The 14,298-nt window shown below is 60.5% G+C and carries 12 protein-coding genes; 6 read left to right on the top strand and 6 right to left on the bottom strand.

All coding sequences use genetic code 11. The features are described from left to right. Window positions 1-106: 106 nt before the first annotated feature. Both AKG12_RS05385 and adh read left to right on the top strand, forming a co-directional pair. Window positions 107-1,066: a helix-turn-helix domain-containing protein gene (locus tag AKG12_RS05385; RefSeq protein WP_046798415.1), complete on the top strand. Its 960-nt coding sequence runs from the start codon at window positions 107-109 to the stop codon at window positions 1,064-1,066. Between the two features lie 153 nt (window positions 1,067-1,219). Beyond that, complete coding sequence (adh, locus tag AKG12_RS05380; RefSeq protein ID WP_046797963.1) at window positions 1,220-2,737, top strand: aldehyde dehydrogenase; 1,518 nt, start codon at window positions 1,220-1,222, stop codon at window positions 2,735-2,737. A 132-nt stretch (window positions 2,738-2,869) separates the two neighbouring features. Here the strand turns inward: adh and AKG12_RS05375 are convergent, their stop codons facing one another. Next, the gene (locus AKG12_RS05375; protein WP_052818071.1) at window positions 2,870-5,134 is read right to left on the bottom strand and encodes a methyl-accepting chemotaxis protein; all 2,265 of its coding nucleotides are present in this window, start codon (window positions 5,132-5,134) and stop codon (window positions 2,870-2,872) included. A 187-nt stretch (window positions 5,135-5,321) separates the two neighbouring features. Here AKG12_RS05375 and AKG12_RS05370 point away from each other — a divergent pair, with 187 nt between their 5' ends. From AKG12_RS05370 to AKG12_RS05355, 4 genes are read left to right on the top strand one after another with little or no spacing between them, the layout of a single operon-like run. Beyond that, complete coding sequence (locus tag AKG12_RS05370) at window positions 5,322-6,161, top strand: glycosyltransferase family 2 protein (RefSeq protein ID WP_046797965.1); 840 nt, start codon at window positions 5,322-5,324, stop codon at window positions 6,159-6,161. 20 nt (window positions 6,162-6,181) lie between these two features. Beyond that, window positions 6,182-6,469, top strand: coding sequence for a lipid-A-disaccharide synthase N-terminal domain-containing protein (locus tag AKG12_RS05365; RefSeq protein ID WP_046797966.1), 288 nt, complete (start codon window positions 6,182-6,184; stop codon window positions 6,467-6,469). Then, on the top strand, window positions 6,444-7,955 hold the full coding sequence (locus tag AKG12_RS05360; protein WP_052818070.1) for an ArnT family glycosyltransferase: 1,512 nt from the start codon (window positions 6,444-6,446) through the stop codon (window positions 7,953-7,955). Before AKG12_RS05365 ends, AKG12_RS05360 begins: the two co-directional genes overlap by 26 nt. Then, window positions 7,945-8,793, top strand: a complete 849-nt coding sequence (locus tag AKG12_RS05355) for a phosphatase PAP2 family protein (RefSeq protein WP_046797968.1) — start codon at window positions 7,945-7,947, stop codon at window positions 8,791-8,793. Before AKG12_RS05360 ends, AKG12_RS05355 begins: the two co-directional genes overlap by 11 nt. Before the next feature lie 293 nt (window positions 8,794-9,086). Here the strand turns inward: AKG12_RS05355 and AKG12_RS05350 are convergent, their stop codons facing one another. From AKG12_RS05350 to AKG12_RS05330, 5 genes are all read right to left on the bottom strand, one after another. Next, window positions 9,087-10,019, bottom strand: coding sequence for a ribose-phosphate pyrophosphokinase (locus AKG12_RS05350; protein WP_046798416.1), 933 nt, complete (start codon window positions 10,017-10,019; stop codon window positions 9,087-9,089). A gap of 220 nt (window positions 10,020-10,239) precedes the next feature. Next, entirely contained in the window at window positions 10,240-11,004 is a 765-nt protein-coding gene (locus AKG12_RS05345; RefSeq protein WP_052818069.1) for a hypothetical protein, read from the bottom strand. Window positions 11,005-11,094: 90 nt separating this feature from the next. Beyond that, window positions 11,095-12,246 (bottom strand): M24 family metallopeptidase, encoded by a 1,152-nt coding sequence (locus AKG12_RS05340; protein WP_046797970.1) that lies wholly within the window; start codon window positions 12,244-12,246, stop codon window positions 11,095-11,097. A gap of 1 nt (window position 12,247) precedes the next feature. Next, window positions 12,248-13,042, bottom strand: a complete 795-nt coding sequence (pgeF, locus tag AKG12_RS05335) for a peptidoglycan editing factor PgeF (protein WP_046797971.1) — start codon at window positions 13,040-13,042, stop codon at window positions 12,248-12,250. Between the two features lie 150 nt (window positions 13,043-13,192). Continuing rightward, on the bottom strand, window positions 13,193-14,293 hold the full coding sequence (locus AKG12_RS05330; RefSeq protein ID WP_052818068.1) for a class I SAM-dependent methyltransferase: 1,101 nt from the start codon (window positions 14,291-14,293) through the stop codon (window positions 13,193-13,195). Window positions 14,294-14,298 lie beyond the last annotated feature (5 nt).

The following is a 14,298-nucleotide window of genomic DNA, read 5'->3' as shown; positions in this document are numbered from 1 at the left end:
GCTGGCCGCAGCCCGCGGTTGCGCCCGGCCTTGCCGGTCGCAAAGTTTTTAGTTGAAACATGAACGCTTCCAGCGCACCATCGCCGAAAAGCTTTGGGAGGAGCGTATGCCGACCGACATCGCCCATGCAGAACGCGTGTATGAAACAGCGCGCCACCGTTCCGCAGCCGCAAGTTCTCCGATTGTCGCTTCATGGCGCCGCTGCATGGTCAAGCATCGTCTTGCGCCGGAGGAAAACCGCAAACCGATCTTCCTCAGCGAGTTCGAATTTCGCCGCGCCCGCGAAAGTGCTGCGGGCCTGATCGCCGAAAGCACCGACGAACTCGACCGCATCTTTCACAGCGTCGGCAAATCCGGCTGCTGCCTGCTTTTGACCGATGCGCAGGGCGTTGCGCTGGAACGGCGGGGTGCTGCCAGCGACGACCGGGATTTCCGCGCGCTCGGTCTCTGGTCCGGCGCCGTCTGGAGCGAAGCGAGCGTCGGTACGAACGGCATCGGCACGGCGCTTGTCGACGAGCGCTCGGTGGTGGTCTATCGCGACCAGCATTTCTTTACGTCGAACACCGAACTCTGCTGCACCACCGCGCCGATCCGCGATCACACCGGCCGGGTGACGGGTGCGCTCGATATTTCCACCTGCCGTGACGACATCAACGAAATGACTTTCTCCTTCGTCACCCAGGCGGTGAGGGATGCGGCGCAGCGCATCGAGGGCAATCTTTTCCGCCGTGCCTTTCCCGGCGCACGCATCGTCGTTGTGCCGACCGGTTTCGGTGCGGCGCTTTCGCTGCTGGCGGTGGATCAGGACGATCTCGTTCTCGGTGCGACACGTGCCGCCCGTCTTGCGCTGAAGCTCGACGACCATGCCATCGCGCAGGGTTTGCCCGCTGCCGATATTCTGCAGGAAGAGCGTCATGACAGCGGTTCCGACCTTGCGGAAGCGGAGCGTTCGGCACTGCGGCGGGTTCTGTCACGCACCAATGGCAATGTCACGCAGGCCGCATCCCTGCTCGGCATCAGCCGCGCCACGCTGCATCGCAAGATGAAGAAGCTTGCCGTGCATTGAGGCTGTTTAAGCTGTCCTGCGGCGGGTCTGTCGCAGATGTGAGACAATGTGCGCTGCGGAACCGCGCCGCCCCTCTACCCGACCGTACTATCTAGGCCCACCTTCCTCTCATGCGGTCCGTCGCGGATCGTTTTCATCAGGGAGGATGAAATCATGAATATTCAGGTTCAGCAGAAAGCCGGCGAAGCGCCCTTCAAGCTGAAATACGGCAATTACATCGGCGGCAAATGGGTGGAGCCGAAATCCGGCCGCTACATGGACAATCTTTCCCCCGTCACTGGCCACAAGATCTGCGAAGTTCCGCGTTCAGATGCATCCGATATCGAATTTGCGCTGGATGCCGCCCACAAGGCCCGCGACAAATGGGGCAAGACGAGCATAACCGAGCGTTCCAATATCCTGCTCAAGATCGCCCAGCGCATCGAGGAAAATCTCGACCTCATCGCCCGGGCCGAAACCTGGGATAACGGCAAGCCGCTGCGCGAGACCACCAATGCGGATATTCCGCTGGCCATCGACCATTTCCGTTATTTTGCGGGCTGCATCCGTGCGCAGGAAGGCACGATCGGCCAAATCGACAACGACACCGTCGCCTATCATTTCCATGAGCCGCTTGGTGTTGTCGGCCAGATCATTCCGTGGAACTTCCCGATCCTCATGGCCGCCTGGAAGCTTGCACCCGCGCTTGCCGCCGGCAATTGCGTGGTGCTGAAACCGGCGGAACAGACACCTGCTTCCATTCTGGTGGTGATGGAACTGATCGAAGATCTGCTGCCGCCCGGCGTCCTCAACATCGTCAACGGCACGGGCCTCGAAGCCGGCAAGCCACTGGCGCAGAGCAACCGCATCGCCAAGATCGCCTTTACCGGTTCCACCTCGGTCGGCAAGGAAATCATGCGTTATGCGGCCGACAACGTCACCAACATCACGCTGGAGCTGGGCGGCAAGTCGCCGAACATCTTCTTTGCCGATGTGATGAACGAGGACGATGCCTTCCTTGACAAGGCGCTCGAAGGTTTCGCCTTCTTCGCGCTCAACCAGGGGGAGGTCTGCACCTGCCCGTCGCGTGCGCTGGTGCATGAATCGATCTATGACCGCTTCATGGAAAAGGCCATCAAGCGCGTTCAGGCCATCAGCCAGGACGATCCGCTCAATCCGTCGACCATGCTGGGCGCACAGGCCTCGCAGGAACAGTTCGACAAGATCATGAGCTATCTTGAAATCGGCAAGAAGGAAGGTGCCAAGGTGCTGACCGGCGGCGACCGCAAGACGCTGACCGGCGACCTCAAGGACGGCTATTATATCCAGCCGACCGTCTTTGAGGGCAATAACAAGATGCGCGTCTTCCAGGAGGAAATCTTCGGTCCTGTCGTTTCCGTCACCACTTTCAAGACAGTGGAAGAGGCGCTCGAAATCGCCAATGACACCGTCTACGGACTGGGTGCCGGCGTCTGGAGCCGTGACACCAATATTGCCTATCGGGCTGGTCGCGGCATCGAGGCGGGTCGTGTGTGGACCAATTGCTACCACGTCTATCCGGCGGGTGCGGCATTCGGCGGCTACAAGCAGTCGGGCATCGGTCGCGAGACCCACAAGATGATGCTCGATCACTACCAGCAGACCAAGAACCTGCTCGTTTCCTACAGCCCGAACAAGGTCGGTTTCTTCTGAGCTCCTCCCCGGAAGCCGGCAAGGGTCATCGTGATCTCCCGTCGCCGGCGCGTTCCCAGGGGCTTTGGCCCCTGGGAGCCCGGTACAAATAAAAAGGCCGGAGGTTTTGCCTCCGGCCTTTTTCGTTGCAGCTTATGCCGCGTAACGCTGGTCCCGCTGTTGGCTATGGCCGACGGAGAATTGCCCTACCTGTTCGGTCAGGCCATCCGCCTCGTTTGCCAGCGAGAAGGCCGCTGCCGTGGTTTCCTCCACCATGGCCGCATTCTGCTGTGTCACATGATCGAGTTCATTGACGGAGGCATTAATTTCGCCGAGGCGACCGGACTGTTCGCGCGATGCGGTGGCAATCGCGCCGATCTGGTCGTTGACCGACTGGATGCGTTTCTGGATCTGCTCGAGGCTTTCGCCGGTCTTCAGCACCAGCGCCACGCCGCTTTCCACATCACCCGCCGAGGTGGCGATCAGTGTGGTGATGTCGCGGGCGGCGGCTGCCGATTTCTGGGCGAGCTCGCGAACTTCCTGCGCCACGACAGCAAAGCCCTTTCCGGCTTCACCGGCACGCGCCGCTTCCACGCCGGCATTCAGCGCCAAAAGGTTGGTCTGGAAGGCGATCTGGTCGATGACATCGATGATCTGGCGGATCTTGGACGAAGAGGTCTCGATACGCTCCATGGCGACGATCGCTTCTTTCACGACAGCCGTGGATTTATGGGCGTCCTGCATGGTTTCCGCCGTCGTACCGACTGCGACATCGCAGCGTGAAAGCGAAACATTGACGGCCTGCGTCATGTCGCCGAGAGCCGCTGCGGCTTCTTCAAGGGCGGCCGCCTGACGTTCCGTGCGCCGCGACAGATCTTCCGATGCGCTTTTCAGCTCGCCGGAGCCGGAGCGGATGGCATTGGCGCTTTCGCCGATATTGGAGATTGTCGCTTCCAGCCCCGCCATCGAGTTGTTGAAGTCGATGCGCAGATGATCGAGCGAAGGTACGAAGGATTTTTCAATACGCAGATCGAGCCTGCCGGCTGCAAGATGGGCAAGGCCGGAGGCAAGCGCATCGACCGCCTCTTCCAGTTCCTTGGCGCTTCTCGCCTTTTCCATTTCCCGCTGGGCGCGTTCCTCGTCCAGTTCCTCGCTCTTGCGATGGGACTCGGCTTCCATGTTCTGCTTGTCCAGAATGCCCTGACGGAAGGATTCCAGCGCGCGCGCCATGGTGCCGATCTCGTCGCCACGGGAAACCGCCTTGATTTCGATGTTGTTTTCACCGCCGTTCAGGCGTTCCATCAGCCCGGCAAGGCCGGTCAGCGGTTTGGTGAGGCTGGCGGACACGAAGATACCGACAAGTGTCATGACAGCGAGCACCGCCAGTGTCGCCAGCGTCGCCCAGAAGGCCAGATCATTGGCGGCGGCGAGAACCTTGCTTTCCTGCTGGCCGATTGCCAGAAGATGCTTCTGTCCGAAGACGGAGACCGGGCGATAGGCATAGAAGATGTTGCCCGCAGGCGTATGCGCCATTACCGTTCCGGCATCGCTGGTGCCGGAGAGGGCCGCGAGGCTTTCGGAAACGGCGGCGTCTGCGCCGCCCGAAAGCACGCCTGCCCGGCGTTTGCCATCTGCTGTCAAGAGAACGGCGTCATCGATGGACTTGCCGGTTTCCTCAGGCGTGACCACCGCACCGATGCGGTCGGCTGAAATGCGCATGATGACGGCGCCCTTGCGCTGCAACTGGCCCCAGTTGGAGACCGCGAGCGGCATGCCGACCATGGCCGAATCATTCGCTCCGCCGGTAAATCCCGTCGTGCTGACGATACCGTCCTTGCCGGCTTCCACGCGGTCGAACAATTCCTTGATCGCGCTGTTCTCCGGGTCCGTGACATTGGTCAGGAAGTTCTTGCCCTTGGTGACGGAATAGATAATCAGCCCGGTCTTGTCGATCACATAGATATCGCTGACCCGGGTGTTGCGCCAGACGCTGGCGATGGTCGCGTTGATTGTCGCGTGGCGAATGGCGTAGAGCAACCGCAATCCTTCGCCGTTGAAGGAGGCGCGCTCCTCCTCGGAGACACCTTCGCGGCGGAAGGCCTGGATGATCGCATCCTTTTCCGTCGGCACGACATTGGTCATGGTTTCCAGCGCCTGGGCGATAGCGGCATTCTGCGACAGTTCGGAAATGCTCTGTTCAACCCGCAGCGTATAGGCATCAAGCTGCTTGGACTGGTTTCCTGCAACCGTCTCCAGCCTTATTTTGCTGGCGTCGATCAGGCCCGACTTGCCCATCTCATAGGACAGCAGCCCCACGGACAGGCAGGAAACCAGCGTTGCGCCCGTGACGAGCGCCGCAAATTTAGCCTTGATTGACAATGATTTAGCTCTGACAGCAGTCGGATTTGCACCCGGCATCTGTTTCCTCCCCCAAAAAAACGTTGCCGCAGCGTCGCAACAATTGTTTACGGCCACGTTAAAGGGCTGAAATTTGTATGATTATTTCCCGCATACCGCGAAAAAATCGCTGACCTGCAGCGGTGTCGCGCCCGTAATAAAACTGCAACAGAACGGGCGCATACCGTGCAAAGTTCAACGGTCGTTCATGTTCATGCAAGCTTTTCGCGCTCCATCTCCTGCCACTATCGATGATGTTTGCGGAACCCGCGCAGACGGATGTGACGGAGCCACCTTGCGATCGACGCCGGATTTCGCCGTTATCGTGCCCATGCACAATGAAGAAGCGAGTGTGGAAACGCTCGTGGCGGAGATTGTGGCTGCGTGCCAGCCGGTCGGCCAGTTCGAGATCGTCGTGGTGGATGACGCCTCCTCCGACCGCACGGCGGATGCCGTTCTTGCGCTCGGCGATCGTTATCCCATGCTGCGGCTGGTGCGGCACAACCGTCAGGGCGGGCAATCGGCGGCGATCCATAGTGGTGTACAGGCGGCGCGCGCGCCTGTTATCTGCATGCTTGACGGCGATGGCCAGAACCCGCCGGACAATCTGCCTGCACTTCTCGCGCCGCTTCTTTCCGCCAATGCCGCCGGCCGTCTCGGGCTCGTCGCCGGCCAACGCGTTGGCCGACGCGATACGCTTGGAAAACGGCTTTCTTCCCGCTTCGCCAATGGGCTTCGGGCACGGATATTGAAGGACGGAACGCGCGACACCGGCTGCGGCCTCAAGGCCTTCCGCCGCGACGCCTACCTCGCCTTGCCCTATTTCGATCACCATCACCGCTATTTCCCGGCGCTGTTTAATCGCGACGGCTGGCAGGTCGCCCATGTCGATGTGACGCACCGTGCGCGGCAGCATGGCAATTCCCACTACACCAATATCGGCCGCGCGCTTGTCGGCATTCACGATCTGATCGGCGTTGCCTGGCTGTTGCGCCGGCGCAAGCGGGCAAGCTGGGCCGAAACTTTCAAAACGGAGACATCGCCGTGAATACACCGGCCATATGGTCCATGCTGCATGTGAACAGCTGGGAGGAATTTCTCTGGGTCATGACCGGCTTCATGGGCCAGATGCTGTTCACCATGCGTTTTCTGGTTCAGTGGATTTCGTCGGAACGGGCCAACCGTTCGGTCATCCCGGTGGCCTTCTGGTATTTTTCCGTTCTCGGCGGCCTTGTGCTGTTGTCCTATGCGGTTTGGCGTCGCGACCCGGTCTTCATCATCGGACAGGCGTCCGGCCTGTTCATCTATGCCCGAAATCTCTGGTTGATCCATGCAGAACGCCGCCAGCATGCATGACGGGACAGCGGCTTTGCCCTATGCGCAGGCGAGCCAGCAGCGCCAATGGATGACGCTGGCGCTTACGGCCATCGTGCTTGTGACGGCGCTGCGCGTCCTCGGTCTTGCCTTCAATCGAACCGATCTGTTCGTTGATGAGGCGCAATATTGGCTGTGGGGCCGGGAGATGGCTCTCGGCGCTTATTCCAAACCGCCGCTGATCGGCTGGCTCATCCGCGCCTTCAGCATTCTGGGCGGTGGCGAGGGCACTTTTCAGGTGCGGCTGGCCGCACCCGTGGTGCATGGCATCGCTGCGGCGGCCATCCTTGTTCTCGGACGAATGATCTACGATGTCAGGCTGGCTTCGCTCGCCGCCGTCGTCTATCTGACGCTGCCCGCCGTGACGCTTGGCAGCCTGCTGATCTCGACCGATACGCCGATGATGCTGTTCATCGTGCTGTCGATGATCTGCGTGCGCAAATTGGCGCAGGCCCGCAGTGAGGGCAGGGCGGCGGTGGGCTGGAGCGTTGCGCTCGGTCTCTGTTTCGGCCTCGGCCTGATGTCGAAATATGCGATGATCTATTTTCTGCCATGCTTCATCGCAGCTGGCTGGCTTTGCATGGGCTGGCGCATCCGGCTGCGGGACGCAGGCGTTGCCGCCCTTGTTTGCGTCGCGGTCATCGCTCCCAATCTGTGGTGGAATGCGGCGCATGATTTCATGACCGCGCGCCATACGGCTGACAATGCCAACTGGCATGGCGTTCAGCTGAAAATCGGTCCGGCGCTTGAGTTTTTCTTCTCGCAGGCGGGTGTTGTCGGGCCGTTCGTCTTTGTCGCCATGATTGTAGCGACATTGCGCGCCAAGAATGCCGAAACCCGGGCGCTGGTCGTTCTTTCGGTGCCGATCGTGCTTTTGATCACGGCGCAGGGGTTGATGTCGCGGGCCCTCGCCAACTGGGCCGTCGGGGCTTATGCGGCGGGTGTGCTTCTGGCGGTGCCGGTACTGGCATCCCGACGCTGGCTGACGGTTTCCACCCTCGTGCTTGGTGGTATTGTCGCCGTCGTGCTGCCCGTCATGACAATTGCCGGGACGGAACTGCGCCTGCCGAGCGGTGAATTGGCGATGAAGCGTTATCTCGGCCGGTCGGAATTGGTGTCTACCGGTTTTACGCGGGCGAAGGAAACGGGGGCGGATGCCATTGTCGCTTCCGATCGCTCCATATTGGCCGAGCTTTTTTATCAGTTGCGGGACGAAAAACAGGTGCTGACGCGCGCATTGCCGGAAACCGGCGTGCCTTCCAGCCACTACGCGCTTCTTTATCCGTTGAAAGCCGGTGAGGCGAAAAATCCCCTGTTCCTGGCAAGCATGGATGGTCTGCCGGCCTGCCTGACCGGCGAAGCGCCGGTTGTGCGCTGGACCGCCGGGCCGGGCTTCCTCGAAGGCAGGGAAATCGGGCTATGGCGCCTGCCGCCGCAATGCATTCCGGGAGGCGCCAATGGACAATGATCTTTCGCATATGCGGATCACGATCTGGGTAATGTTCGTCACCCTGGCGCTTGTCATCCTGTTTGCGACCTTTCCCTCTATCGATCTTGGGGTTTCTTCCCTGTTCTTTTCTCCCGAGGGGCGTTTGTGGTCTGGCCGCGAACCGCTTCCCGAGTGGTTTCGCGATACATTGCGCGAGCTGACGGAACTCGCCACCATTTTGGCCTTCATCGTCTTTATCGGCAACATCCGGCTCGGTTCCGTGCAGCGTACCGGTTGGCGCGTCTGGGCGTTCCTCTGCGGGCCGGTTGTTTTGTGTGCCGGGCTTCTGGTCAACGGCGTGCTGAAAGCCAATGTTGGTCGTGCCCGGCCATTCAGCGTCAGCGATTTCGGCGGGCAGCAGCTTTTCACACCGCCCTTTCAGTTCAGCACGCAGTGTTTTTCGAACTGTTCGTTTTCGTCGGGGGAAACGGCACTGATCGCCAGCTTTTTCCTACCGCTCTGCGCGCTTGTCTGGCCCCGCCTGAAATGGCGCGGTCGTGTTGTGATGGGCAGCTTCGCCGCCGGTGCAGTCATCTTCATGTCCGGTCTTCGTATCGCGGCCGGCGGGCATTTCCTCAGCGATGTGGTGATGTCTGTGCTGTTTTCAGCACTGACGACGCTGTTTCTCTACCGGGCGCTGGCAATCGGTCGCCATCGACATCTGTTTACGAGTGATGCCGTTACGGCCGATACCGTCAGCCTGTGGCGCAATGGCAGCCATGCCGTGCGTGTGCGGGCCCGGCGCTGGTGGCCGAAAATCAAGGCCGCCGCCACACGCCTGCAGCGTCCGCCGGATGCGGGCGCGGCATCGTCTTGAGTGGCGTAGAATAATTTTTGCGATTGCGCTTTAACGCGTCAATGGTTTCCGTGAGGCGAAAGGCAGCGACCTTTGGTCGAGAACACGTGCTGCAGGGCGGCTTGTGTTCCCAACAATATAAATAGTGCGATTTTTTTGCTTGAAACGCGCATGCGTTCAGCGGACGCTCGGATGCGAGGTTTTCAAACCCTCAGTCATCCTCGGGCTTGACCCGAGGATCCATAATTCGTTGAAATCAAAGGATCCTCGGGTCAAGCCCGAGGATGACTGAGCGCGAGGAGATGACGGCAGCGTCAGTCGAACAGGCCGGACACCGACTGTTCCTGCGCGGTGCGGTTGATTGCTTCACCGAGCAGGCCCGCCGTGCTGATGACTCGGATATTATGCGCGGATTGCACACCGGTGGTCGGCTGGATGCTGTCGGTGATGACGAGTTCGCGCAGCTTCGAGGAGGCCACGCGGGCAACTGCGCCGCCGGAAAGTACGCCGTGGGTAATATAGGCGGTGACGCTGGTGGCGCCTTTCTTCAGCAGCGCTTCGGCTGCATTGCAAAGCGTGCCGCCGGAGTCGATGATGTCATCGATCAGGATGCAATCCTTGCCGGAAACATCACCGATAACGTTCATGACTTCGGATTCACCCGGACGGTCGCGGCGCTTGTCGACGATGGCCAGCAGACAGTCCAGACGCTTCGACAGGGCGCGGGCGCGCACCACGCCGCCGACGTCAGGTGAAACGACCATGACGTTGTTGGTGTCGTAATGTTCCTTGATGTCGCGGGCCAGAATGGGGGCTGCGAACAGATTGTCGGTCGGGATGTCGAAAAAGCCCTGGATCTGGCCGGCGTGAAGATCGAGCGTCAAGACGCGGTCGGCGCCGGCTTCGGTGATCAGATTGGCGACGAGTTTGGCGGAAATCGGGGTGCGGGGGCCGGCTTTGCGATCCTGGCGGGCATAACCAAAATAGGGAAGCACCGCGGTGATGCGCTTTGCCGAAGAGCGGCGCATGGCATCGATCATGATGAGCAGTTCCATCAGATGATCATTTGCCGGAAACGATGTGGACTGAACGACGAAAACGTCCTCACCACGTACGTTTTCACTGATTTCTACGAATATTTCCTGATCAGCAAACCGCTTTACGGTGGCATTTCCGAGAGGAACGTTGAGATACTTGCAGATCGCTTCGGCAAGGTGCCGGTTCGAATTGCCTGCGAAAACCTTCATTGCGGCCGCCTGTTTCCATGCCATCGCCTTGCGCTACGGAAGTCTGTCTGCCGTAACCAAGCGTCGTTCAAGGGGAGGAACATCCGGCCGAAAAGCCTTTGCCGGACACGCCTTGTTGCCATGCGCGCCTTAATAGCGCTGTTGCTTCCGATTGCAAGAGGACTCAGCGCTTTCGCAATGATTTTCATGAAATCTCTGTGACTTCTCCCGCCGTTTCACCTCATCCCCTTTGAGACTGCTTCCATGATGAATAGTCGTTGAGCGTTTTTGCGGCGATATCCTGCATGACCCTGTCGGTCACGGCGGCCCATGGATCGCTGCCTTTGGCGGCCACTGTCTCCTGTCCCTGAAGACGGTGGAGCCGCACACCATTGGCATCCAGAACGTCCCAGACGTAAATGACATTGACCTTGCCGCCATCGGCGAAGGCGGAGAAATATCCCTTCAGGATGTTTTCGGCCGAATTGTCGTTGGAGGCGCGGATGGTCAGTCCCTTCGCCCGTGCTTCGGCACCCAGTTGCCGCGAGAGTGGCGTGACGGCCTGAACGGGCGCGCCGATGATCGGCAGGAAGCGGATGGTATTGCCGGAACCGGCAGGAGCAAGCGAGGCCGTTTGTTGCAGGGGCGGTTGCTGGCCACCCGCAGGGGATGGTGCGGATGAAGGGGCCTGGCCAAGCGGCTCACCATACTGGCTGCCGCTGGAAAGCGCCTGTGCCTGCGCCTGCAAGGAATTCTGCGGCGCATAGGCCGGCACGGAAGATGCGGTTGCTGAAGCGCCTGCCGGCGCGCGGTCGGCAGCGGCGGCCATCTGGTCGAGATCGCCCTGGGTTACCGGCGTCGATTGTGAGGCGTTGTGGCCAACATCCACCTGCGGGGTCAGCGCCTCCGTGGTGTTGCAGCCCGAAAGGGCCAGCACCAGTGCCGGAACGGCAAGAGCTGGAAAGACAAGGGCTGGGAAAGGGGAGACACACCCCGTCCGGCTCATGTGACGTTTTCTCTCATGTTCCGCTCCTTCTTGCCCAAGGTGGCGGCAATGTAAGGGCGGTTTTCCCGCTCTGTCAAACCCGGTAGTGATTTAAGCTGTGAGAAGATCGAGGCTATGGCGCGAGAGCGGCTCCGGAGCGCCGTCCGTGGTCAGATAGGTCTGGCCGAGCGTCATGGCGGTACCGGCATCGGAGTCCATCACGATCATGTGCACGAATAGCGTCATGTCGCTGGTAATCTCCTGCGGATTGCCGGCATGGAACATCTGATGCTCCATCCAGGAAGGGGAGAAACGCGCGCCCAGCGAATAACCGCAGGAGTTCAGCCGGTGACGGGTCAATCCGCGCTCGTCCATCACGCGGGCATGCACGTCGAAGACATCGCCGAAGGTCTTGCCCGGCCGCAATACGTCCTCAATGGCGGTGAGGTTTTGCAGGCAGGCGCTGTAAAGCTCCTTTTGGCGGAAATCCTGTTCGCCGATTACCACCGTGCGCATCATCGCTGCGTGGTAATGGGCGCTGACGCCGGCCCATTCCAGCGTCAGCTGGTCCTTGGTATCGAGCCTGCGGCGGCCGGCCTTGTAACGGCATAGCAACGCGTCGGCGCCGGAGCCGATGATGAATTCATTGGCGGGATAATCACCGCCGCCCGCCAGCACCGCGCCCTGCATCGCTGCGAGAATTGCGGCTTCGTCCGCGCCGGGCTTGATGAGTGGCAGCGCCGCGTCGAGGGCGTCGTCGGCCAGCTGGCCGGCCTTGCGGGCATAAGCAATCTCGGCCGGGCTTTTGACGAGCCTAAGCGTGCTGACGAGGTAGGAGGCGTCAACCATCTGGCCGAAGCTGGCAAGCTGGTTGTCCAGCAGGCGGGCGACACGGCCGGTCATGCCGTGGGTATCGTATTCCACGCCGATCTTTGCGCCGAGCAGGTCGAGGTCGCTCAGGAGATTTTTAAGATCGAGCGTCGGGTCCGCATTGGGCCGGTCGACCCAGATGAGGATATTTTCGATAATCGAGGTATTGCGCGCCTGACGCAGATCGGCCGAGCGGGTCAGCAATGTCATGGAGCCGTCCGACTTGACCACCAGCGTCTGGAAGAAGCAGTAGCCGAAGGTGTCGTAACCGGTCAGCCAATACATGCTTTCCTGCGCGAAAAGCAGCAGGGCATCCAGCTTCTCTTCCGCCATTTTTGCCATCAGCCGCTCGCGGCGGGCATCGAATTCCGAAAGCTCGAAGTGCAGGGCCATGTCAGTCCTCCAGAATTGCGATTGCGGAAATCTGCCGGCCATAATCGGGTTCGGCGCGGTGGGTGGTGCGGCGGTAGGAATAGAAACGTTCTTCGTCAGGATAGGTGCAGAGGCCGAGATTTTCCGCCTTTACGCCGGCTTTGGTCAGACGGTCGATGGTGAACCGCTTGAGATCGAAGAGGGCATGGCCCTGCTTATCCGCTTCGGTGAAATAAACCGCGTAAGCCGGATCGATATCGGTGAAGCGCGCCACATATTCCGGCCCGACCTCGTAATTGCTCTGGCTGATGGAGGGGCCGAGTGAGGCGGAGATGCGCTCGCGGCTGGCGCCCAGCTTTGTCATGGTCTCGATGGTGTTTTCGAGAACGCCGAACAATGCACCCTTCCAGCCGGCATGGGCAGCGCCCACGACACCGGCTTCGGCATCGGCAAACAGGATCGGGCCGCAATCGGCGCTCAGCACGCCAAGCACGAAACCCGGCGTCGCTGTCACCATTGCATCGGCCTGCGGGCGGTTGCCATCATAGTTTTCGTCGACCACGAGGACATCAGGGGAATGGACCTGATGCACGGTGGCGAGGCGTTCCGCGGACAGGCCGAACCATTGCGCCACGCGCCGCCGGTTTTCCTGCACAAGTTCAGGCTCGTCATGCGAGCCGAGACCGACATTGAGACCCTGATAAAGCCCTGAGGAGACGCCGCCCTGCCGGGTGAAAAAACCGTGGCGAACACGGTTTTCACTAGAGGCGGCGAGCAGGGGGCTCTGGATGGGGAGCGGCAGCGTTGCGTTCTGCATGGTGCGGGAGTTCCTTGGAGAATATCGCTGTTGGCCAGTGGGGTGCGTTAAGCGAGATGTTTCCTGTTGCTGCGGCGTTGCGCGGCGTGTGTGATGCAGTGTGCCTGCTTCGTGTGTCGCGGCGATGTTGGCCCAGAGGTTATTGCGCTGTCAATCCACCGCACGAAACGGCATGAGATGAAGCGCGGGACTTGAAACGGCGACGACCTTGAAAAGTTCCCCCATCTTGCCGGCCCCTTCGCCGGCGAGACGGTTGACCGCTTCGGCTATGTCCAGGGTCTGGTCAGGTGTTGCTTTTGCGGCAAGTGCGCTCGCCCTTTCCTTAAGGCCGAGGCCATAGAGAAAGTCACCCTGCCTCAGCGTGCCATTGATATGAACGCCGGTTGCCTGCGCTGTTTTCACGAGGCTTTCGAAATCGACGTGGCTCGTCAGGTCGGCCTCGCCCGGATGTGCCAATGGCGGGTCGAAGGCATGGTTGCGCATGGCCTGCAGGGTGTCGCCAAACCCGGCGACCAGATGGCCGTAATCGACGGCGAGCGCCGTACCGCCATGGGCCGACAGGCGCTGGCAGATGGCCGTCATCACGGCTTCGCGGGCGGGTGAAACTTCGAATATGGTGCCAAGCGGCTGTCGTTCAGGCTGCGGCGGCAAAAGGGCCGGGTCGATGCTGGCAAGGCCGGTCGAGAAGACAAGCTCGTCATTCGCATCGAGACTGACGACCCGTTCGCGAAAACCCTGCGGTGTTCTCACGAATTGCCGGATCGGAATGGCGTCGAAAAGTTCGTTCGTGACGAGGAGCAGGAAGCCTTCGGGCACCACGTCGAAACTTTCATGCCATGTCAGCCGGTCGGCATGGTCGGCAAGCGTTTCTTTCTGGATTGTGGAAAGGCGGGGACTGGTTTCAACCAGATGCACCCGCATCGTTTCGTAAAGCGGCGGCGCGATGCGGCGGATGACGCGCAGCATGTCCGACATCATGCTGCCGCGACCGGGGCCGATTTCCACCAGCTGCGTTTGAGCCGGTGCGCCGTGCCGCTGCCAGGCATGGACAACGAAAACCCCGAGCATTTCTCCGAAAAGCTGGCTGACCTCGGGTGCGGTGATGAAATCACCCGAGCGGCCGAAGGGTTCGCGGCTCTTGTAATATCCGTGTTCGGGATCAGCGAGGCAAAGCGAGAAATAATCGGTGACGCTGAGCGGACCGTTGAGCCGGATAAGGGATTTGATGCGTTGCGCAAGCGGTGTGGTCATGGCAG

The organism is Agrobacterium sp. SUL3 (assembly GCF_001263295.1).
GTDB lineage: Bacteria > Pseudomonadota > Alphaproteobacteria > Rhizobiales > Rhizobiaceae > Agrobacterium > Agrobacterium tomkonis.
This window is presented reverse-complemented; position numbering and strand designations above follow the sequence as displayed.